Raw genomic sequence first — 22,087 nt, 5'->3', positions numbered from 1 at the left:
TCAATACTGACGGTAGCGCCGCTGCACATGCCGATGACGCAGCAGCCGCTGTGCAGCGCGCTCCTCAGGGCCGACCCTGCGTGCATGCGGCAGGTGCTCGCTGATGGCATCGAACGCCACCAGCGTGACCTTCAGCTGCGGCCACTCCTCCTTCGGCGGGGGCTCCGGATACGTCCAGCGCATGCTGGTATAGCCGTGCGGGACCCCGGTGGTACTGACCCAGTTGGCCACACCCGGGTCACGGTGGCAAACCACCCAACGCCGGGCGCCATCGGGGTCGGTTTCGACGAAGTGGGCGTTGATATTACTGGGATAGCTCTCGAAATCGAGGGATTCTCCCCACAGATTGGCGAGGTGGAAGCCGAGAAAGTGTGGCTCCACCGGGGTGCGGGTTTCGATAATCAGCGCCTGGTCGTCATCCAGCAGATAGGTACCACCGGCGTAGATATTGCTGCTCTGCCCGCCGCCCGTGGCCAACCCCAGCGCGTTCGGCGGGTTCATGTCGTTCACCGGCATGAACGGCTTGTCCAGGCCCATGCGCTCACTGAGGCCACCCGGTACCTGGCCGTAGGTCTCCAGCGTGATCGCGTTGAAAGCGTTCCAGAAATGCACCTGGTTGCGCGCGATCCGACCCACCTCACGCAGCATCTGCAAAGCAGCAGCCGGGTCTATCGGTGGACGCGGCTCCTGCTCACAGCCGATGCGCAGGATTTCCAGGTCCAGGAGATCCTGGTTTTCCCAGTCGTGAAACAGCTCGCGGCAGGTGAGGAAGCGACCAACGTGTTCCACACCACGGCTGCTGCGCTTGCTGAGGATAAAATTGCCCGTGTATCCGTCGGGTTTCTCCGGGGCGATCAGAATGTCGAAGCTGCCGTCCTCCGCCACTTGCAGCGCCGTGCTGTCCAGGGTGCCGGTGTTGATGCGGGTGCCCGGGGTCATTTCCGACAGCTCACCGCTGTCGCCCGCGTAGCCGCTGGCCAGCTCGAAAATCACGTACTGCGGGGCCGTCCTGCCCGGCGCGGCGGGCTCCCCGCGCCAGTGTCGGGTGTCAGCCGCGCGGCCGCGAATGCGATAGCTGTGATTGCCGTCGATCTCCACGCCCAGGTAAACCGCGTCAGCGTTATCGATCGTTGAACGGTTCATGGGCTGGATGGCGCGGCGAAACCGCGGGTACAGTGGATCGCCCAGGGCGCGCTCAATGCCGGCGAGCATGAAGCCCAGCACATAGCGGTAGCCCTCCGCCAGATTGCGGTCGCTGGGGGGCGGCGGATACAGCGCTGGATCATCGATGGCATCGCGCGCCTCCTGGAAGCCCTGGATCATGTCATCGAAGGCCTGGCGCAGTGCTGCGCGGGTGGCGTGGTTGCTGTCTTGCTGGGACATGTCCTGTTCCTCTTATGACCGAGTGGAAACACTTTCCTGTGTACTGGTGGGCCATGCATACCGTGCGTAGAAGTCAGCGAGGCGCTCCTCGAGCAGCTCCCGCGACAGGGCGTAGTCCCCAAGGCTGTATTCGAATTTGGAGTGATGGCTCTTTTCACGTTCCGCATTGGCCTGCAGGAACGCGTCGAATTCCGGGCTCACCGTCATGCCCAGGGCCTGGTAGGCGGCGTGCACCGTCTCCCGCGGATGTGCTGTCAGCTCGCGGTAGTCCACTACGGCGCGGAGCGTGTCAGGGTGCGCGGCCAGCTGCCGGGCAGGATTGTGGAAGCTCTCGAAGGAGGTTTCCAGCAACAGGTCCAGGGAGCGCGCGTAATCCTCCGCGCGCCAGCCCTTGCTCTTCCAGGAAATCTCCACCAGCTTGAGCAGGCTGGGCACGCACTCGGCCGGGTCCCGCACCATGACGACGATACGTGCATCCGGGAAGTATTCGATCAGCGAAGCCACCCAGCCGCTCATCACCGGATTCTTGCTCAGGTGCACACGGTCTCCGCCATTGAGCAGGAGCTGACGCTTGATCAGCTCCCGGTAATGGTGCATCCAGCGCCGGCGTTTGGCGGGCATCTGATCCAGATGGAACAGGTCCAGCACATCCATCACTGGCAGGTCCGTCGCCCACTGCTGGGTCACGAAGGCCGCACGCATGGCGAACTGGTCTTCCTCTGAAGTCCACAGACTCATATTGTGAATATGGCGAAACGGACCGAAGGTCTTGTCATCCCAGGCCTTGATCCGTCGATACAGGGCGCCGCCCAGCAGACCACTGTCCACAGCACCCAACCAGCGAATGACCCGCTTCTGCAACAGCGACGGGAACAGTGTTTCCCAGTAGAGGAAATAGCTGAAGCGCTCGCCATCCGCCGACAGCAGGCGATGCATGAGCGTTGTGCCACTGCGCGCATGCCCCACAATGAACACCGGCGTGACGACGCGCTGAGTCCACAGCCGGGGGAAGAAGATGTAATCGAGTAGAAAACACAGGGTATTGAACAGAGTGGCGAGCGGCGTGACCAGCAGCAGGCGCAGCAGCAGGCGACGGCGTCCGGGCCACTGTTTCAACCCCCAGACATGGCGCAGCAGGCGCCGGTAGTAATCAAAATCGAAATACATGGTGTGCCTTGCCCAACGTCAGGAATACAGTACTCTAGCCGCTTGGGGGCCGCTGGCAACTGCGGTTTCCAGCGCCGAAGACAGAATACAACCTATTGTTTTTAGAGCGTTTTTAAAGCCATACAGGATACGCATGCACAGACCCTTACATTTTTCACCACAGGCGCAGTGCTGTGCCCGGTAACGAGCTGCCCGCCCCGCGCAAACGCCCGCGCCAGCAGCGCTCCCGCGCGCTGGTCGAGGCCATCCGCGAAGCCTGCCTGAAAATTCTTGAGGAAGAGGGCCCCGACCGGCTGACCACCGCGCGCATCGCCGACGTGGCGGGGGTGAACATTGCCTCCCTGTACCAGTATTTTCCGAACAAGGAAGCGGTGCTGGCGGAGGTCTACGAAGAGCGAATGGTGGAACTGCTGGCGCAAACCGAAGGCGAGTTCGCGCGCATCCATGCACTGACCGACCAGGGGCTGGAGGCAACGCTTGCGGCGATCATCGAGCTCGAGGCCACACTGCTGCTGCAGCTCTACCGCATGTACCCGGATTTCTACCTGCAGTACCAGCAGAGCCTGGACATCCGTTCGCGGGTCAACGAGTTGACCCAGTCACTGTCCAATCCGTCGTGGGAGCAATGGTTCCCGGGCTTCCTGCGCCGGCACCGCGCACAACTGCGGGCAGGGAACATCGATCAGATGGCGTTCATCGCCCGCCGCAGCCTCGATGCCTGTCTGCAATCCGCACTGGCAGAGCGCCCGCAGGCGCTGGAGGACCCGGCGTTCCGCAGGGAATTGCTCAGCCTTCTGCTGCGTTACCTGTTGCAGTAGCCTAACCCGACGTGCCCGGCGCGCTCGCTCCAGGATCAACCCCTACGCAACTTGTCCAACGCCACCCGCAAGTCTTCGGGTATGGGCACCGACCGGTTGCTGGCCCGGTCCACGAAGACATGCACGAAATGCCCGTGGGCCAGCGCCTCCTGCTCACCCTCGCGAAATATGGCAATACCGTATTGCACTGAACTGTTGCCCAACCGGTCCACCCGCAACCCGCCTTCAATCGCCTCCGGGTAGCTGGCCGGGGCATGGTAGTCACAACCGGACTGCACCACGTAGCCGACCACCCTGCCATCGTTGATATCCAGCCCGCCCTCCTCGATCAGGTACCGGTTGGCCACCGAGTCGAAGTAGGAGTAATAGACCACATTGTTGATGTGGCCGTAGGTGTCGTTGTCGGACCAGCGGGTGCTGATGGGGTAGAACACAGCGTAGGCATCACGCCCGGGACGTTTGCTCATGCGCCCTCTCCATAGGCCGCGCGATAGATCGCCAGCGCATCCTCTTCACTCACCTCACGGGGATTGTTCACCAGCAAGCGCTGCTGCTGCATGGCCTCCGCCGCCAGCATCGGCAGGTCTGCCGCCGGCACTCCGGCATCCGCCAGCGTGGCGGGCAGGCCCACGTCGGCAATCAGCTGCTGCAGGGCCTGCACCAGTGCGGCGGCGCTGCCCGTGGCGGCCGGCACGATGATCTCGGCAAGTTCTGCATACAGCGTCTCGGCTGTCGGCATGTTGTAGGCCAGCACAGAGGGCAATACCAGCGAGTTACTGAGACCGTGGGGAATGTGGTAGTGCCCCCCCAGCGGATAGGCCAGCGCATGCACTGCAGCGACCGGGGCGTTGGCAAATGCCTGCCCCGCAAGGCAGGCGCCCAGCAGCATGGCCGCACGGGCCTCCCGGTTGGCCCCGTCGCTGACGGCCGTGCGGATGTTGGCTGCCAGCAGCCGCAGCGCCTCGCGCGCCAGGATATCTGACAACGGGTTCTTCTTGAGTTTGGACGTGTAGGCTTCGATGGCATGCACCATGGCATCAACGCCAGTCATGGCCGTCACCCGCGGCGGCAGGCCCAGCGTCAGGTCGGCGTCGAGCAGCGCAATATCCGGCAAGAGAACGGGCGAGGACACACCGGCCTTGGTTGTCTCACCGGTGGTGATGACCGCGACAGGCGTCACCTCGGAGCCGGTGCCTGCGGTCGTCGGCACCAGGATCAGGGGCAGACGCCCACCACTGACCTGATCAACACCGTACAAGGCGCGCAAAGGCTGCGATCCTGCGAGCAGCACCGCCACCACCTTGGCGACGTCCATGGAGCTGCCCCCGCCTACCGCGATCACACCATCGACGTCAGCGCTGCGACCCCGAGCAGCCGCCGCCTCAACGGTGGCCTCCGGCGGGTCCTCACGCACCTGGTCGTAGAGCGTAACCTGCACGCCGGCCGCTTCCAGCGCTGCCTGCACGGGCTGCACCAGACCGATTGCCAGCAAGCCGGGATCAGTCACCAGCAAGGGCCGGCGGATGCCCAGGCTCCGGCAACGCTCAGCCAGCGCCAGCGCGCTACCCGGCTGGCACACCAGCTGCGGCACGGTGTTGAAGACGAAGGGCTGCATCCTGTACTCCTACAGCGTGAGAATCACCTTGCCGCGCGCCCGTCGTTCCATCATGCAGGCGTAGGCGGCCTCATAGTCCTCCAGCGCAAACAGATCGGTCACCACCGGCTTCAGTTTACCCTCGGCAAACAGTGCCCAGAGCTCATGGATGTTCTGCAGATTCACCTCGGGCTCCTCGCCCATGAAGCGGCCCCAGAATACACCCACAATCGAACAGCCCTTGAGCAGCGTCAGGTTGAGCGGGATGCTTGGAATGGGGCCGCTGGCGAAACCAATCACCAGGTAACGACCCTTCCAGGCCATACTGCGCAGGGCGGGTTCCGCGTAGTCACCGCCGACCGGATCGTACACCACATCCACACCCTTGCCGCCGGTCAGCTCTTTCAGCGCGTCCTTGAGCGATACGTCGCTGTAGTTGATCAGTTCGTCGGCACCGAGTTGCTTGCACAGCGCCAGCTTCTCGTCGGTGCTCGCAGCCGCAATCACCCGCGCACCCATCAACTTGCCCAGCTCGACCGCCGTCGTGCCGACTCCACCCGCCGCACCCAGCACCAGGAGGGTTTCGCCCGGCTGCAGGTTGGCGCGCTGCTTGAGCGCGTGGTAGGAGGTGAAATAGGTGATCGCAATACCGGCAGCCTGCTCAAAGCTCAGGCCCTCAGGCATGGGAAACACGCTGTGCTGGTTCGCTGCAATGCGCGAACAGAACGCACCGTGTGCCCCCATGGAGATCACCTTGTCACCGGGCTTCAGGCGTTTGACCTTGCTGCCCACGGCCGCGACCACGCCCGAGCACTCGCCCCCGGGGATGAAGGGCAGATCGGGTTTGGTCTGGTACTTGTTCTGGATGATCAGCACGTCGGGGAAGTTGAGCCCCGCCGCCTTGACATCAATCAGCACATCGTCGTCGCCCATTTCGGGGTCGGGCCACGCGGTCTCCAGAGACAGTTTATCGGGCAGTCCGTGCTCCTTGCAGACAATCGCTTTCATATCACAGCACCTCGAACAGGCCGGCAGCACCCATGCCGCCGCCGACGCACATAGTGATCACCACATATTTCACCCCGCGCCGTTTGCCTTCCAGCAGGGCGTGGCCAATCATCCGCGAACCGCTCATACCGTAGGGGTGACCGATGGAAATCGCGCCACCGCTGACGTTGAGCTTCTCGTTATCGATTCCCAGCCGGTCGCGGCAGTACAGCACCTGCACGGCAAAGGCTTCATTGAGCTCCCACAGGCCGATATCATCCACCGACAGGCCGTGCTGCTTGAGCAGCTTGGGCACGGCGAAGACCGGGCCGATGCCCATTTCGTCCGGTTCACAGCCGGCCACCGCGATACCACGGTACAGGCCCAGTGGCTGCAGGCCCTCCTGCTCTGCCAGTTTGGCGTCCATCAGCACCTGTGCAGATGAGCCGTCGGAGAGCTGCGACGCGTTACCCGCAGTGATGGTGCCGCCTTCAATCACCGTTTTCAGGCCGGCGAGACCTTCCGCGGTTGTCGCGCGCACACCCTCGTCCGCACTCACCGTGGCCTCCGCCTCGGACTGCTCCCCGGTTTCCTTGTTCCACACGATGCGCTTGCACGTGACCGGCACCAGCTCCGCCTCGTAGCGGCCGTCGGCATAAGCCTCGGCAGTGCGCTGCTGTGACTGCAGTCCATACTCATCCATGGCTTCACGGGAAATATCATAGCGCTTGGCCACCACTTCCGCGGTTTGCAGCATGGGCATGTGGATATTGGGATGCATAGCCATGAGTTCTTCGTCGACCATCCGGTGCAGGTTCATGTGCTCGTTCTGCACCAGCGAGATGGATTCCAGCCCGCCACCCACAACACAGCTCATACCGTCGTACATGATCTGCTTGGCCGCCGTCGCCACGGCCATCAGGCCGGAGGAGCACTGCCGGTCAAGGGTCATGCCGGAGACGGTGACCGGCAGGCCGGCACGCAGCGCAATCTGCCGTGCCACGTTGGAGCCCGTGGCGCCCTGCTGCAGGGCGCTGCCCATGATCACGTCGTCCACCCGGGCGGGATCAATGCCGGCGCGACGCACGGCCTCGGCCACGGAGGCAGCGCCCAGGCTGGCGCCACCAAGGTTGTTAAAACCGCCCCGAAACGCCTTGGCGATCGGCGTACGGGCAGTGGCGACAATTACGGCTTCTTTCATAATGTTCTCCCGGGGCATAACAGACGCGCACCCCTGTTGTGTGAAGGGGGCGTATCAATCGAGTTTGATGCCGAGGTTTTCCGCGGCTTTGCCCACCATCTTGATGCTTTGCTCAAAGCCCGCGGTGAGCTCACGCTCGCCTTCCCGGCTGCTGATTTCGTCCCAGTGTGCGGCAATGCCCTCCGGCGTCTGCTCTTCAACCGGCAACCAGGCACCTTCGGTTTCCACGATACGCGACACGGCAAAGGCGCCGGCACCCGCCGCGAGGATGGTGCGGTTCGGTGCGTCTTCACTGACCAGGTAAAGCACCGCCGGGGTGACGGTTTCCGGCGTCAGCAGTTCAAAGGCTTTCTCCGGCAGCAACCCCTCTGTCATGCGCGTACCCGCGGTGGGTGCCAGTGCGTTGACCCGGATGTTGTACTTGGCGCCTTCCTGCACCAGCGTATTCATCAGCCCGATCACACCCATTTTCGCGGCGCCGTAGTTGCTCTGACCAAAGTTGCCGTAGAGACCACTGGAGGACGTGGTGACCACAATGCGGCCGTAGGATTGATCGCGCATAATGTCCCACACCGCCTTGGTGCAGTTCACGGTGCCCATGAGGTGCACGTCGAGTACCAGCTGGAAATCATCCAGCCCACCCTTGGTAAAGCTTTTGTCGCGCAGGATGCCGGCATTGTTGACCAGAATGTCCACGCGGCCCCACTTCTCCATGGCCTGCTGCACCATGCCTTCCACTTCGGTGTATTGCGCCACGTTGGCGCCGTTGGCAATCGCTTCGCCACCGGCCGCTTCAATCTCGGCGACCACCGCGCGTGCCGCGTCGCTGGAGGCACCAGTACCATCCTTTGCACCACCCAGGTCGTTCACCACCACCTTGGCGCCGCGGGCGGCCAGTGCGATGGCGTGACAGCGGCCCAGCCCCTGGCCCGCTCCGGTGACAATGGCGACCTTACCGTCATAGCGAATACTCATCACTCTACTCTCCCTTCATTCAATCAATGTCGTGTGCCCGCCCAGCGGGCACGTCAATTCAGCCCGCAACCACCATGGACAGCCATTCAGCGATCAGTGCGGGGTTGTCCTCGCCCTCGATCTCGACCGAAATGGCCTGCTTGATCAGGAACCGGTTGCCGTCCTTCGGCTGCACATCCACAATCTCGACGTGCGCGCGTACACGCTTGCCGGCGCGCACCGGCGTCAGGAAACGCACCTTGTCGAAGCCGTAGTTGATACCCATCAGCACTTTCTCGGGCATGATCCCGACACCCTCGCACATCTTCACCAGCATGGAGAGCGTGAGAAAACCGTGTGCAATCGTGCCACCAAAAGGCGTTTGCGCGGCTTTTTCTTCATCGATGTGAATGAACTGGTGGTCCTCGGTGACATCGGCAAACGCGTTGATGCGGTCCTGGCCCAGGGTAACCCAGGGGCCGGGCTCCAGCTTCAGGCCCTTCTGGTTCACCATTTCGCTGTTGGGAACGACTTTCATGGTCATGTGTATGTCCTTGCGGTTACGTGTATCGGTTGTGAAATCTGCCAGGGCTTGACCCTCAGCCGTCGCGGAAAGTCGCGTTGACCTCCTGTTGCTCCATGTAGCGCCTGAGCTCGTTACGGCCCACCACCATGCGATGCACCTCGTCCGGGCCGTCCGCCAGGCGCAGGGTGCGCTGGCCCATGTACATGGTGGCCAGCGGCGTATCCTGGGAGACGCCGAGTGCACCGTACATCTGGATTGCCTGGTCGACAATGCGAATGGAGATATTGGGCACCGCGGTCTTGATCATGGAGATCCAGATCCGGGCTTCCTTCGGGTCCACGTTATCCATCATCCACGCGGTTTTCAGGGTGAGCAGGCGGGCCATTTCGATATCCATGCGCGCGTTGGCGATGATATCGACATTGCCGCCGAGACGCGCCAGAGGCTTGCCAAACGCCGTGCGGGAAACCGCGCGCTCACAGAGGAGCTGGAGCGCCTTCTCCGCCGCCCCGATGGCACGCATGCAGTGGTGAATACGACCGGGGCCCAGCCGCCCCTGGGAGATCTCGAAACCGCGGCCCGGCCCCAGGATCATGTTTTCCTTGGGTACCCGAACGTTGGTGTAGCGCTGGTGCATGTGGCCGTGGGGCGCATCGTCCATGGAAAACACGTTCATCGCGCGCAGGTTCTCTACGCCGGGCGTATCCATGGGCACCAGTATCTGGGACTGCTGCAGGTGCTTGGGCGCATCGGGATCGGTCTTGACCATCACAATCATGATCTTGCAGCGCGGGTCACCGGCGCCGGAGATATAGTGCTTCTCGCCGTTGATGACCCACTCGTCACCGTCAAGCACCGCGGATGTGCTAATGTTGGTGGCATCCGATGAGGCCACGCCGGGCTCGGTCATGGCGTAGGCGGAGCGAATCTCGCCATTCAGCAGCGGCTCAAGCCACTCGCGTTTTTGCGCCTCGCTGCCGTACTTGTGCAGCACCTCCATGTTGCCGGTGTCCGGGGCGGCACAGTTGAACACCTCGGCGGCGATATGCGACTTGCCCATTTCCTCGGCAAGATAGGCATATTCCACGGTGGTCAGGCCGGAGCCATGCTCGCCGTCGGTCAGGAAGAAGTTCCACAGGCCGGCCGCTTTCGCCTTGCCCTTCAGGGTTTCCATGATCTCGGTCTGACGGGGGGTGAACTGCCAGCGGTCTCCCACACCGATCTCCGCCATGTACTCCTCTTCCAGCGGCTCGATTTCCTCCGCTACGAAAGCCCTTACCTGCGCCAGCAGGGGTTGTAGTTTGTCACTGATTCCAAGATCCATGGCATGCTCGCTCTTGCTGTGTGTGATTAAGATTAGCCAACAATTAGTCTTTGGCCGCCTGCGTCAACCCGGCACTGTACTGGGCCTTCAGCTGACGCTTGAAAATCTTGCCCGAGGCGATACGCGGCAGGGGCTGCTCCTGCAGCCAGATTCGCTCCGGCACCTTGAAGGCCGCCAGGTGTTCGCGCAGGAAGCCCTGCAGCTGCTCCGCTTCCAGTGCTGCCCCGGCACGCACCGTAACAACCGCTCCCACACTTTCACCGAGACGTGCGTCGGGCAGACCGAACACCGCGGCCTCACGCACCGCGGGGTGCCGATGTATCGCCGCTTCCACTTCGATGCAGCTGATGTTCTCTCCGCCGCGGATAATGATGTCCTTGATGCGGTCGACGATGTAGAGAAAGCCCTCGTCATCCAGGCGGGCCACATCACCGGTGTGGAACCAACCGTCGACGAAGGCCTCGCGGGTGGCTTCCGGTTTGTTCCAGTAGCCCCGGACATTCGCCGTGGACTTGATGCACAGCTCGCCACGCTCACCGGCGGGCAAGGTGTGGCCTGCGCCGTCAATCACCTTGAACTCGGTGACTGCGGGCACCGCGCGCCCGGTACTCGAAGGCCGCGCAACGTATGCAGCACCCGCATTTACGGCGCCGAGGGCATTGGTCTCGGTGAGTCCGTAGCCAATGCCCGGTGCCGACCCCGGAAAGGTTCCCGCAATTTTCCCCACCTGATCGGGGGGCCGGGCCGCGCCCCCTGAGAAGATTTCGGCCAGCGAGGATAGATCATACGCGCTCTCGGCGGCAGCGGCCTGCAGTTCCGCCGACATGGTGGGCACACCGTTGAACCAGGTAATCCGCTCCGCCTCGATCAACCGCAGGGCCTCCTGCGCATCCCACTTGTGCATGATCACCAGTTTTCGGCCCACCAACAGCGAGAGCAGAAAGGCCGAGTGGCTGGCGGTGCAGTGAAACAGCGGAATGGTCAGCAGGCCTGCGGGCGGATAAGGCGGCCTGGTTGCCGCACCCGCCAGCTGCTTGTTCACAGTACCCTGCAGCAACCAGCTCCAGAGTGCCGCCAGAATCGCGCGGTGCGTGGAAACGGCCCCCTTGGGATGCCCGGTCGAACCGGAGGTATACATGATGGTGGCGTCGTCGTCGGGGGCCACCGCAACCTCGGGCATGTCCACACCCCGGAAGGACTGTAGCAAGGTGTCGAAGGCAACGGATTCCACGGGGATACCGCTGCAATCGCCCACCGCGATGATCGACAGCGCGTGGCGCGCCGCGATTGGCGCCAGACGGCTGACCCGTTCGGGATCGGCAATCACCACGCGACTGCCGCTGTCCTCGATGCCGTAATCCAGTTCCTCGCTCGTCCACCAGGCGTTCATCGGCACCGCCACCGCCCCGATCGAGACAATCGCGATGAATGCCATCATCCATTCCGGGTTGTTGCGACCGACGATGGCAACACGGTCGCCGTGGGTCACGCCAAAGCGCTGCTGCAGCGCCGTGGCAAGCGCTGCACTGTGCGTCCAGGCCTCCTCGAAGCTGTAGCGCTGCTCGCGGTAGACAGCGAAACAGCGGTCGCCATGCTGGCGCATCAACGCGCAGTACTGCCCAAGGTTACGGGGCATGTTGCAGTAGGAGCGATACGCCACGCCACCCACCGTGACCGTTTCCAGGGCAAAGGGCTGGCCGGGCGCCGTCAATGCGGCAACCCGGGCGGCGAACAGATCGTCAGATGTCTGCATAGCGGCGGCTATGCGCCTCAGAAACCGCTCAGCCTGGCGAAACGGTCGAGGTGGTAGTTGTAGTCACCGAAACAATGCTGCGCCACCCGCGCGCGTTTGATGAAAAAACCGATGTCGTACTCATCCGTCATGCCGATACCGCCATGCATCTGGATACCCTCGTTGGTCGCGCGCTGGGCCACCTCACAGAGCTTGGCCTTCGCCGCGCTCGCAAGCACGGGCAACTGGGGGTCATCTGCATCAATCGCCTGCAGCGCCTTGAGCACCAGTGAGCGGGACAGCTCCAGTTCGGCAAACAGCTCCGCGGCGCGGTGCTGCAAGCCCTGGAAGGACCCGATAACCTTGCCGAACTGCTTGCGCTCCTTGAGGTACCCCACGGTGCGTTCGAAGGCCTCTGATGCGATACCCAGCAACTCTGCTGCAAGCCCGATATTGGCGATATCGAGGCTGCGGCTGAGCCCGTCCCAGGCGCCATCCACATCACCCAGAACCGCATCGGCAGGCACCTGCACCGCATCCAGCTGCAGCGCGCCCACACCGCGGGCATCCACCAGGCTGCGACGCTCCACCGTGAGGCCCGCAGCGTCCGCCGGCACCAGGAAAGCCGTCAGCCCGGCACTGTCACCGGGTTCCCCGGAGGTCCGCGCAATCACCACAAACTGCTGCGCCGCCAGCGCATCAAGCACCAGGCACTTGCTGCCATGCAGGCGATACCCCGCGCCGTCTGCCTCCGCCTTCAGTGCCGTATCCTCCGGCGCGTGCAGCGGCCCTTCCTGTAGTGCCAGGGTGACGTGCAGCTCGCCCGCTGCCAGGGGTGCCAGCAGCGCCTGCTTCTGCGCCTCGCTGCCGAGCGCGTTAAGCAGGGTTGCGCCAAGCAGCACGGTTGACTGCAGCGGCACCGGGCTCAAGTGGCGGCCCGCCTGCTCCAGCACCAGGCCCAGCCCGATGTAGCCGTAGCCCAGGCCACCGTAGGATTCCGGAATGGCGATACCGGGCCAGCCCATCCCGGCGATGTCGCGCCACACATCGGGCGCAAAACCCAGTGCATCATCAGCATCGCGCAGCGCGCGCAGCTGCGCCACGCCCGCTTTCTCCGCCAGCAGCCCGGCTGCCGACTCTTTAAGCATCACCTGTTCTTCTGTCAGTACCAGTGCCATGTCAGTGTCCTCTCCCGCTCAGTCCGGCAAGCCCAGTACGCGCTTGGCAATAATGTTCAGCTGCACCTCGGAGGTGCCGCCCTCAATGGAGTTGCCCTTGGAGCGCAGCCAGTCCCGACTGGTGGCGCCACCCTCATACACATCACCGTCCCAGCCCAGCGCCGGTTCACCGCCGATGGCCAGGTTGAGCTCGTTGCGTCGCTTGTTCAGCTCGGTGCCGTAATACTTGAAAATGGATGAGGCGGCGCCCAGGCCCTGGCCCGCCTTGGCTTCGTCGCCCACGCGGCTCATGGTGGCGCCGAAAGCCAGCGCATCCAGCTGATATTGGGCGATGGTGTGGCGCAGGATGCCGTTGCGCAGCCGCCCGCTGGCATCCGCTCCGTAGGTCTCGACGGCCACAGAGCCCAGCGACTTCTTCGGCGCCGTACCGAAGCCGGAAATCATTTCCCGTTCGTGCGTCAGAAGGTACTTGGCGATTGCCCAGCCCTTGCCCTCTTCACCAACGAGGTTGCGCTTTTCGGCACGCACGTTGTCAAAAAACGTCTCGCAGAAGGGCGAGGAGCCACTGATCAGCTTGATCGGGCGTGTGGTCACGCCCTCGCTGGCCATGTCGAACAATACGAAGCTGATGCCCTCATGCTTGCTGCCGCTGTTGTCGGTGCGCACCAGGCAGAATATCCAGTCCGCCTTGTCGGCGTACGAGGTCCAGACCTTCTGCCCATTGATCAGGTAGTGATCGCCACGGTCCTCGGCGCGGGTTTGCAGACTGGCCAGGTCGGACCCTGCGTTCGGCTCCGAATAGCCCTGGCACCAGCGGATCTCGCCGCGACAGATGGGCGGCAGGTGTTCCTGCTTCTGTGCCTCGGTGCCGAACTTGAGCAGCGCCGGGCCGAGCATGGAAATGCCGAAGCTCTCCAGCGGTCGGCGCGCGCCTATCCGCGCCATCTCCTGCTGCAGGATCTTCGCCTCTTCCTTGTTCAATCCGCCACCGCCGTACTCACGCGGCCAGTGCGGCACTGTCCAGCCGCGCTCCGCCATGCGCTGGCACCAGACCTGCTGGTCAGGGTGGTCAACTTCCGGGTTGCGCCCACCCATATAAAGATCGTCGAAGCCGCGCACCGGCTCGCGCATGGCCGGGGGGCAATTTTCCTCGAGCCAGGCGCGGGTGTCGGCACGAAATTTTTCCAGGTCGCTCACTAGGGCACCTCTTCAGATCGAAACAACGTATGAATGGACGGGCAGCAGATCGCCCAGCGCAGATTTGAACATACAGTATGTTTTGCTAACGTTCAAGAATGCCCCGTTTTGTCGGCATACATATCCGCATCGGCCGCGCGCATCATGGCATCCGCGCTGTCACCCTGCACCGGCCACAGGGCGACACCAATAGCGCTGCGCACCGCTACCGGGTTACCGCGTAGCTCGAATGGGCCATCCAGCGCCTGCCGCAAACGTTCCCGGGCCACCAGGGCGCTGTCCCGGTCGCCGACGCCGTGCACGATAACAAGAAACTCATCGCCCCCCAGTCGCCCGGCAAAATCCGCCTCACGCAGGAATCCGCGCAAGCGCCGCGCCACTTCCCCGAGCAGTTGGTCACCGCACTGGTGGCCAAAGCGATCATTGACCTGCTTGAACTCGTTCAGATCGATCAGCAATACCGCGAAGGGCTCCGCATAGCGCTCAGCGCGCCGCAGTGTGGACTGCAGGGTATCATCGATATGGCGGCGGTTCGGCAACCCCGTAAGCACGTCCTCCGTGGCCAGCCGCAAGGTGCTGAGGTGGGCACGGAAATAGCAGGCTACGGTAATGCCGAATGTCCAGCCCATCAGGCACAGCATCACGGTCAGGAAAGCAATGGCGCGCGGGGCTTCAATACTCAGCTCGGGGTTCAGGGTCACCTGCAGCGCCCACCAGCCGCGGTAGAGCAGGACCACGCCCAACAGGGCAGGAAACAGGGCCGCGAGACTGTATACACGCAACGCCGGCCCTCGGCTGCGCCAGACCATAACCAGCGCTGACGCGAGCATCATTGGGCCGGACAGAAAATCATGCGCGAGGTGGCGCGCCACCGGGTCCAGCCGGTTGACCCAGGCTATGGCGATGAACAGCGGTATCAGCAACAGCCCAATACGCCAGCGCCGGGCGGAGTGGTGGCCGCGAAACTGCAGGGCGCCTTCCAGCAACAGGGCGGCGCCAATCAACGCGAGGCTGTTGTTGGTAACGGTGAGGTACTGTTCGATGCCACCACGATTGGCAAACGGAAAGGCAACCAGGAAACCGACGGTGTTTGCCAGCGCCGCAAGCAACCAGGGAAACACCCCTTCCATATCCCGGTTGATACGCCACAACACAAAGGTAATCAGCGTGCACATGGCCGACACCATGGCGATGACCAGGAACAGGGTGGGAATACTGAGCGCGTTCATGCCGCCCTCGCTACCGAACGGGAGCGTCCATGGTGCGCGTGCCCGGGATGCGGGTCAATGCACCGCGGGCATACTTTGGGATAACCGCGTAGGGAAAAACCTCCGCTAGAACTGCGCCCGGGGCATCTCTACCTGAGAATAGGTCAGCCCCCCGTTGACACCGCAGATCTCGCCCGTGACATAGGATGCGGCGGGCGACGCCAGATAGAGTGCACAGGCGGCGATATCCTCCGCCTCGCCCAGACGCGCCAGCGGTGTGCGCGCGGACATGGTCTGCTCCATTTCCGGCGTCATGAAGTTTTCCAGCGCGGTAGTCACGGTCGCGCCCACGCCGATGCCGTTGACGCGCACCTTGGGCGCGAAGTCCTGCGCCAGCGCCCGTGTCAGCCAGGACAGCGCGGCCTTGCCGGTGCCGTAGGCGGCAAAACCGGCCTGGGGCAGGCTGCCCGCCACAGACGAAATATTGACGATAGCGCCCTTGCCCGCGGTCGCCACCATGTGCGGCGCGCTGAGACGGGACAGGGAAAACGCCGAAGTCACGTTGAAGTGGAAGCAGGCATCGAAGTCCTCATCCGTGGTCTCCAGCGCCGGCTTGGGGCCCCAACCGCCCGCATTGTTGACCAGGATGTCCAGGCGACCAAACTCCGCCACTGTGCGCTCCACCAGCGCTGCACGCTGTGCACCATCGGTCACATCACAGGTGACCACCAGCGCGCGCCGGCCGCGTGACCGCACCTGCTCCGCAACCGCCTCCAACTCACTCAGGGTACGCGCTGAAATGGCGACGTCGGCGCCGGCATCCGCATAGGCCAGCGCGGTAGCGGCACCGATACCGCGCCCCGCTCCAGTGATGAGTGCCACCTGCCCGTCGAGACGGAAACGATCGAGAATACTGCCCATGATTGGCTCCTGAGTGGTGAGATTATTGCACCGCCGCGGCGGGGATGGTGTTCAGCACAGGGTCGTTGGGCGGGTTGTGCACGCACCAGGTGCCGGCGGGATGGTAAATATAGGCGACACAGCCATTACAGTTGTCACAGCCGGATTCGGTCACTTCACCGCTGCGCAGCTTGTTCACCAGCGCCGGGTCGTGAATCAGTGGCCGCGCCATCACCACGCAGTCAAAACCTTCCGCCAGCGACTGCTCGGCATGGGCCAGCGAACGCGCGCCACCCAGATAGGCCAGCGGCATGTCGACCGCGGCACGGATCTTGCGCGAATACTCCAGAAAATACATGGGCTTGAAGTCGATCTTGGGTTCGCTGGAGGCCGCCGCCTTCATCATCAGCGCCGTGATCCACTCACCCTGTTGCTTCAGCACCCGGGCGATGATCTCCCGGTTCATATTGCTGCCGAACATGAACCAGGTGGATTCCACGTTGCGGCCACCGGACAACACCAACATGTCAGCACCGGCCGCCTGCAGCGCACCTGCGGTGACGACACCGTCCTCCGCCGTGGCGCCGCGCCGGGTGCCATCAGCCACGTTGATCTTGGCCAGCACCGCCATGTCTTTGCCAACCGCGCGCTTCACCGCCGCCAGCACCCGGGCCGGAAAACGGACCCGGTTCTCCGCGCTGCCGCCGTACTCATCAGTGCGACGGTTGCTCAGGGGCGAAATAAACTGGTTGAGCAGGTAACCATGGCCCATGTGCAACTCCACGGCGTCAAAGCCACCTTCCCGGGCCAGTTCCGCGGCCTGCACGAATTCCGCCTCCACCCGCGCCATATCGTCCTCGTTCATCGCACGCTGGAGGATATTGCCTTTCATCAGGCCGGCGGGGTTGAAGCCCGAGGAGGAACTGATGGTACGCCCGGGCACTTTCATGCCAGTGACAAACGAACCACCGTGGGTGATCTGGGCCGAGATCGCCGCGCCCTCAGCGTGCACCGCCTGGGTGAGCACACGCAGGTCGGGGATCACCTCGGGCCGCATCCAGATCTGATTGGGCAGCGTCCGCCCCACCTTCGCCACTGCCATATAGGCCACCGTGGTCATGCCCACACCGCCCGCCGCCAGGTCCCGGTGATGCTTGACCAGCGCCTTGGTCGGCTTGCCCTCCAGGCACATCGCTTCATTGGCGCCAGACTTGATAAAGCGATTGCGCAGGGTGATGGGCCCGATGGTGACGGGGTCGAAAGGCGTGGGGGTTGAGGTCGAAGCCATGGCGGACAGTCCTGTTATTGTGGATCCCGCACCATCTTACTCCCGACAGCAGAGCACCGCGATGTTGCTCTGAAACTGGGGACAGATCGGTTTAATATGGCAGGCGCTTACCCGACACGAAGAGACACCCTTTGCCATGCAGATCTGGGGCATCGATTTCACCAGCCGGCCGCGCCGGGGAAAACCGATCACGGCCCTGCAGTGCACGTTGCAGGGAAACCGGCTGACCGCCGGCGAGCTTTTTCGCCTTGAGCATTTTGACGCCTTCGAGGGGCTGCTGCGCCGCCCCGGACCGTGGGTCGCGGGGCTGGACTTCCCCTTCGGCCAATCCAGCCGGTTTGTCCACAACATCGGCTGGCCGCCCGCATGGGCGGATTACGTGCGATTCGCCCAAAGCCTGGGGCGGGCGGGGTTCCGCAGTGCGCTGGACGACTACCGCAGCGGCAGGCCGGCGGGCGACCGCGAACACCGGCGGCAGGCCGACAGTCTGGCAGGCGCCATCAGCCCGCAGAAACTCTACGGCGTTCCCGTGGGACTGATGTTCTTCGAGGGCGCGCCGCGGCTGCTGACCTGCGGCGTATCGATTCCCGGCCTGCAAGCAGGCGATCCTGCGCGAATTGCAGTCGAAGCGTACCCCGCCCTGCTCGCCAGGCACTGCATCGGCAGGCGCAGCTACAAACAGGATACGCGCAGCAAACAGACCGAGGCACAGCGGCGTGCACGACAGGACCTGCTGCGAGCGGTCTGTGGCGAACCCGTGCTGGCACGCTACGGGTTGCAGGTGAACGCCCCGGACGACCTCGCAGAAGACCCGGGTGCAGACACACTGGATGCACTGTTGTGCGCGGTACAGGCTGCATGGGCCTGGCGTCAGGGTCCGCCGGACTTCGGAACATCCGCGGTGGCGGCTGAAGGCTGGATCGCGGACCCGGGGCTGCAGCCTCACAGCCAACCCTGACGCTTTGCCAATACCCCGCCGCTGCTCTATCCTGCTGTTCGTTTATCCCCGCAGTGGACATCCAGACCCATGACATCCCCGGCTTCACCCGCGCAAGCGGCGCGCCTGATGAAACTGGCTACCTACGCCTCGGTTTCCGTAGCAGCCGTGCTCATCCTGGCCAAGACCATGGCCTACTGGCAGACCTCGTCAGTCAGTATTCTCGCCTCGTTGGTGGACTCGCTGATGGATTCCGGGGCATCGCTGCTCAACCTGTTCGCCGTGCGCTACGCACTGGAGCCCGCCGACCGCCAGCACCGTTTTGGACACGGCAAGGCGGAGTCGATAGCGGCCCTTGCGCAAAGCGCATTTATCATCGTCTCCGGTGTATTACTGCTGGTAGAAGCCACCCGACGCCTGCTCAACCCCGAGCCCATCGGCGCCTTCGGGGTCGGGCTGGCGGTCATGCTGTTGACCATCGCGGCAACGGCGGTACTGCTGCTGTTCCAGGGCTATGTCATCCGCCGCACCCAATCCGCGGCCATCCGCGCGGATGCCCTGCACTATCGCACCGACCTGTTGACCAACTCCGGGGTTGTGGTCGCACTGTTGCTGGCGCAGTTTGGCTGGCCTGGCACGGACCCGCTGTTCGCCATCGGTGCCGCGCTGTACATTCTCTGGTCGGCGCGCAGCATTATGGGTTCGGCCTTCAACGAGCTGGTGGACCGGGAGTTGCCCGACAGTCAGCGCGCGCGGATCATCGCCATCGCCGAAGGCCACCCGGAGGTGCGGGGCGTGCATGACCTGCGCACGCGCAGCGCAGGACGCATCGACTTTGTGGAGATGCATCTGGAGCTGGATGGCAGCATGCCGCTGGTCAAGGCACATCGCATCTCGGATGAGGTGGAGGCTGCGGTTATCGCCGCCATGCCCGGCGCGGACGTGGTGATCCACCAGGATCCGGCGGGCATTGTGGAAGTGCAGCAGGACGAGCAGTTGCAGTAACCACCCGCGGAACCTCCACTGCGGCTTTGACGCCGCCTGCGCTTCGGGCTACCATCTTCGACGTCTTCGCGGGTGTAGTTCAATGGCAGAACTTCAGCTTCCCAAGCTGATAGCGTGGGTTCGATTCCCATCACCCGCTCCAAACACGCCCTCACTGTTACTCAAGGCCTGAGCGTGCGCCCACGCAGCAAACGCCGCTGCTCGACGGCCACCCGCAGGGCTGCACGCAACACCGAGAGTTCCGGCTCTGCCTCGCCGCGCTTGCCCAGCGCGTCCAGTTGCGCGTAAAACCAGTACTGGCCCGCGAAGGTATCCAGCGTGCGCACCGTTTTGACGCGTTTCAGAAAACCCAGCCAATCAGGCAGCAGGCCGAGGCCCTGCTCATAGCGGGGCACGTCGACCGCGCCCGCCAGCAGCCGCGCGGGTGCGTCGGTTTGCAGACACATCGGCCGCCCCAGGCCAATGACATCCACGCCACCCGACGCCAGCGCCTCCTGCATGGCCTCGCGGGTACGAAAACCGCCCGTGACCATCAGCGGCACGCTGACCTCGCGGCGCATGGCGAGGGCAAAGTCGACGAAATACGCCTCCCGCTCCAGGGTTGATGCCGCCACTTTTTGTGGATCTGGAGCCTCCAGCCCCTCCACACCCAGCAGCCGGGGCTGTTCGTAGGTACCGCCAGAGATTTCGATCAGGTCGACGCCGGCTGCTTCCAGCCACTTCGCCACGCGCAGACTCTCCCCGAAATCAAAACCGCCGCGCTGAAAATCCGCGCTGTTCAGTTTCACCGCCACCGCCACCGCCGGGCCAACCGCGTCGCGCACCGCCGCCACGACCTGTAACAGCAGCCGCGACCGGTTTTCCAGGCTGCCCCCATACGCGTCGCGCCGCTGGTTGCTGCGCGGGCTGAGGAACTGGGAAAGCAGGTAGCCATGCGCCGCATGGACCTGAATGCCCGTGAAGCCCGCACTGCACACAGCGCGGGCGGCGACCGCGAAGCGCTCGACCAGCCCGGCTATCTCCTCCACGGTCAGCGCCACGGGGATGCCGAACTGTCCGCCCGGCAGTCCCAGCTTGACGGCTGAAGGCGCCCGCGGGTGCGGATTGACGGTTTTCATGGTCTGGCGCCCGGCATGACTGAGCTGCACCCAGGCCTGATTCCCGCCAACGGTGCAGGCCTGCGCCCATGCGGCCAACGCCTGGGCCATCTCGGGGTCCGGCTCACGATCAATCACCACGTTACCCGGTCGCTCCAGGTGATCGCGGTCGACAATGACGTTACCCGTCAGCAACAGGCCTGCGCCGCCAGCAGACCAGTGGCGATAGAGGGTGTTCAGTGCCGGGGTGGGCACACCCTCCGGCGTCGCCAGCCCCTCCGTCATGGCGGCTTTCGCCAAGCGGTTTGGCAGCTCTACACCGCAGGGCAGTTGCAGAGCCTCTGAAAGAAGCGCATTTTTCATGGTGTGTCCTTGCGAATCGGTCTTGTCGGCGTGGTATCGAGCAGCATTTTTCGCTATGTTGCAAGCGTGACAGGCCTCAGCCGCTGGCACACGCCAATAACAAACCGCCAGGATGCGCCCCGATGACCAATACCGATAACCGTTCCCCCCAGACGCCAGCGGTCGATCTTGCCGTACGCCTTGGCATGGCCGCCATCCTGGTTTGGCTCGCCATGCGCGTTTTTGCGCCGTTTCTCTCCCTGATGATCTGGTCGACAGTGCTTGCCATCGCCCTGTACCCACTTACCCGCGGGCTGGCAGACAAACTCGGCACCAGCACCGGTCGCGCCTCCACGCTGCTGGTGGTGTTGGGCCTGGCGCTGCTGGGAACACCCACTGTCATGCTGGGCATGTCCTTTACCGAAGACATGCTGCGCACCTACACCGCGCTCATGGAGGGCACACTGCACGTTCCGCCTCCCGGGGAAAACGTGGCAGGCTGGCCGGTGGTCGGCCCGCGAGTTTACGAGGGTTGGCTGGCCGCCTCCAGCAACCTGAGCGAGTTCCTGCAGCAGCATGCCGGGCAAATTCGCACCGCTTCCGAGCAGGCCGCGTCCCTGCTGCTCGGCGGCCTTGGCAGCCTGCTGGCTTTCCTCTTCGCGCTGGTGATCGCGGGTATTTTTATGGCCTATGCACAGCCGGGCGCTGCCACCAGCACGCGCATTTTCCGGCGCATCTGCGGTGCAGAGTTCGGCGACGAGTTGCACCAGCTCTCTGTGGCCACCGTACGCTCCGTGGCTACAGGGATACTCGGGGTGGCCTTTATACAGGCCGTGCTCTTTGGCGTGGGCTTCCTGCTCGCCGGCATCCCGGCGCCCGGCATCTTTGCTGTCGCGGCGCTGATCCTGGGCATCATGCAGGTACCCGCGCTGATTTTCACCGTGCCCGCCATCATCTATATCTGGACCACCGGTGACGGCTCCAATGTGGTGAATAGTCTGCTTACGATCTACCTGGTGATTGCCGGCCTCGCGGACAATGTGTTGAAGCCGATGCTGCTGGGACGCGGCGTGGCCGCACCCATGCCGGTGATCCTGCTCGGCGCCCTGGGCGGCATGTTGATCAGTGGTATTATCGGCCTGTTTACCGGCGCCGTGATTCTGGCCATCGCTTACCAGGTCTTCATGGCCTGGGTAAACGAAACACGCGCGACGGATTTCACCAAAGAATTCAGCGACTGAGCGCAGCG

At 63.6% G+C, this 22,087-nt stretch carries 20 protein-coding genes and 1 tRNA gene; 5 read left to right on the top strand and 16 right to left on the bottom strand.

The window, feature by feature from the left end; genetic code table 11:
• Positions 1 to 1,383: a hypothetical protein gene (locus R3E49_RS13385; protein WP_371295502.1), complete on the bottom strand. Its 1,383-nt coding sequence runs from the start codon at positions 1,381 to 1,383 to the stop codon at positions 1 to 3.
• A gap of 12 nt (positions 1,384 to 1,395) precedes the next feature.
• Positions 1,396 to 2,550, bottom strand: a complete 1,155-nt coding sequence (locus R3E49_RS13380) for a sulfotransferase (protein ID WP_371295501.1) — start codon at positions 2,548 to 2,550, stop codon at positions 1,396 to 1,398.
• A 173-nt stretch (positions 2,551 to 2,723) separates the two neighbouring features.
• On the opposite strand from R3E49_RS13380, the gene R3E49_RS13375 reads away from it, so the two are divergent.
• Positions 2,724 to 3,368 (top strand): TetR/AcrR family transcriptional regulator, encoded by a 645-nt coding sequence (locus R3E49_RS13375; protein WP_371295500.1) that lies wholly within the window; start codon positions 2,724 to 2,726, stop codon positions 3,366 to 3,368.
• Positions 3,369 to 3,403: 35 nt separating this feature from the next.
• Here R3E49_RS13375 and R3E49_RS13370 read toward each other — a convergent pair whose 3' ends face one another.
• From R3E49_RS13370 to R3E49_RS13310, 13 genes are all read right to left on the bottom strand, one after another.
• A complete protein-coding gene (locus R3E49_RS13370) occupies positions 3,404 to 3,835 on the bottom strand; it encodes an acyl-CoA thioesterase (RefSeq protein ID WP_371295499.1) in 432 nt (143 codons plus the stop codon).
• Positions 3,832 to 4,983, bottom strand: coding sequence for an iron-containing alcohol dehydrogenase (locus R3E49_RS13365; protein WP_371295498.1), 1,152 nt, complete (start codon positions 4,981 to 4,983; stop codon positions 3,832 to 3,834). Before R3E49_RS13365 ends, R3E49_RS13370 begins: the two co-directional genes overlap by 4 nt.
• Before the next feature lie 9 nt (positions 4,984 to 4,992).
• Positions 4,993 to 5,970 (bottom strand): NADPH:quinone oxidoreductase family protein, encoded by a 978-nt coding sequence (locus R3E49_RS13360; RefSeq protein WP_371295497.1) that lies wholly within the window; start codon positions 5,968 to 5,970, stop codon positions 4,993 to 4,995.
• Between the two features lies 1 nt (position 5,971).
• Positions 5,972 to 7,150: an acetyl-CoA C-acyltransferase gene (locus R3E49_RS13355; RefSeq protein ID WP_371295496.1), complete on the bottom strand. Its 1,179-nt coding sequence runs from the start codon at positions 7,148 to 7,150 to the stop codon at positions 5,972 to 5,974.
• Positions 7,151 to 7,204: 54 nt separating this feature from the next.
• Positions 7,205 to 8,125, bottom strand: a complete 921-nt coding sequence (locus R3E49_RS13350) for an SDR family NAD(P)-dependent oxidoreductase (protein WP_371295495.1) — start codon at positions 8,123 to 8,125, stop codon at positions 7,205 to 7,207.
• A 58-nt stretch (positions 8,126 to 8,183) separates the two neighbouring features.
• Positions 8,184 to 8,642 (bottom strand): MaoC family dehydratase, encoded by a 459-nt coding sequence (locus tag R3E49_RS13345; RefSeq protein WP_371295624.1) that lies wholly within the window; start codon positions 8,640 to 8,642, stop codon positions 8,184 to 8,186.
• Positions 8,643 to 8,703: 61 nt separating this feature from the next.
• A complete protein-coding gene (locus R3E49_RS13340) occupies positions 8,704 to 9,954 on the bottom strand; it encodes an acyl-CoA dehydrogenase family protein (protein ID WP_371295494.1) in 1,251 nt (416 codons plus the stop codon).
• A gap of 43 nt (positions 9,955 to 9,997) precedes the next feature.
• Complete coding sequence (locus R3E49_RS13335; protein WP_371295493.1) at positions 9,998 to 11,707, bottom strand: AMP-binding protein; 1,710 nt, start codon at positions 11,705 to 11,707, stop codon at positions 9,998 to 10,000.
• Between the two features lie 17 nt (positions 11,708 to 11,724).
• Complete coding sequence (locus R3E49_RS13330; RefSeq protein WP_371295492.1) at positions 11,725 to 12,864, bottom strand: acyl-CoA dehydrogenase family protein; 1,140 nt, start codon at positions 12,862 to 12,864, stop codon at positions 11,725 to 11,727.
• Positions 12,865 to 12,882: 18 nt separating this feature from the next.
• Positions 12,883 to 14,061, bottom strand: coding sequence for an acyl-CoA dehydrogenase family protein (locus R3E49_RS13325; protein ID WP_290737921.1), 1,179 nt, complete (start codon positions 14,059 to 14,061; stop codon positions 12,883 to 12,885).
• Positions 14,062 to 14,153: 92 nt separating this feature from the next.
• A complete protein-coding gene (locus tag R3E49_RS13320; protein WP_371295491.1) occupies positions 14,154 to 15,290 on the bottom strand; it encodes a diguanylate cyclase domain-containing protein in 1,137 nt (378 codons plus the stop codon).
• 105 nt (positions 15,291 to 15,395) lie between these two features.
• A complete protein-coding gene (locus R3E49_RS13315) occupies positions 15,396 to 16,190 on the bottom strand; it encodes an SDR family oxidoreductase (RefSeq protein WP_371295490.1) in 795 nt (264 codons plus the stop codon).
• A 22-nt stretch (positions 16,191 to 16,212) separates the two neighbouring features.
• Positions 16,213 to 17,457, bottom strand: a complete 1,245-nt coding sequence (locus tag R3E49_RS13310; protein ID WP_371295489.1) for an NADH:flavin oxidoreductase — start codon at positions 17,455 to 17,457, stop codon at positions 16,213 to 16,215.
• Between the two features lie 136 nt (positions 17,458 to 17,593).
• On the opposite strand from R3E49_RS13310, the gene R3E49_RS13305 reads away from it, so the two are divergent.
• The 3 genes from R3E49_RS13305 to R3E49_RS13295 all read left to right on the top strand — a co-directional run bounded on the left by R3E49_RS13305 (position 17,594) and on the right by R3E49_RS13295 (position 19,541).
• Positions 17,594 to 18,415, top strand: coding sequence for a DUF429 domain-containing protein (locus tag R3E49_RS13305; protein WP_371295488.1), 822 nt, complete (start codon positions 17,594 to 17,596; stop codon positions 18,413 to 18,415).
• A gap of 69 nt (positions 18,416 to 18,484) precedes the next feature.
• Positions 18,485 to 19,399 (top strand): cation diffusion facilitator family transporter, encoded by a 915-nt coding sequence (locus R3E49_RS13300; RefSeq protein WP_371295487.1) that lies wholly within the window; start codon positions 18,485 to 18,487, stop codon positions 19,397 to 19,399.
• A 68-nt stretch (positions 19,400 to 19,467) separates the two neighbouring features.
• Positions 19,468 to 19,541: transfer RNA gene (locus tag R3E49_RS13295), tRNA-Gly, on the top strand.
• Positions 19,542 to 19,560: 19 nt separating this feature from the next.
• On the opposite strand, the gene R3E49_RS13290 is transcribed toward R3E49_RS13295, so the two are convergent.
• Positions 19,561 to 20,859: an NADH:flavin oxidoreductase/NADH oxidase family protein gene (locus tag R3E49_RS13290; RefSeq protein WP_371295486.1), complete on the bottom strand. Its 1,299-nt coding sequence runs from the start codon at positions 20,857 to 20,859 to the stop codon at positions 19,561 to 19,563.
• Positions 20,860 to 20,981: 122 nt separating this feature from the next.
• Here R3E49_RS13290 and R3E49_RS13285 point away from each other — a divergent pair, with 122 nt between their 5' ends.
• Positions 20,982 to 22,079: an AI-2E family transporter gene (locus R3E49_RS13285; protein WP_371295485.1), complete on the top strand. Its 1,098-nt coding sequence runs from the start codon at positions 20,982 to 20,984 to the stop codon at positions 22,077 to 22,079.
• Positions 22,080 to 22,087: the final 8 nt, after the last annotated feature.

It is taken from the genome of Haliea sp. (assembly GCF_041395985.1).
In the GTDB taxonomy this organism is placed as follows: domain Bacteria; phylum Pseudomonadota; class Gammaproteobacteria; order Pseudomonadales; family Halieaceae; genus Haliea.
Note: the sequence above shows the minus strand (reverse complement) of the source record. Positions and strands in the feature narration are given on the sequence as shown.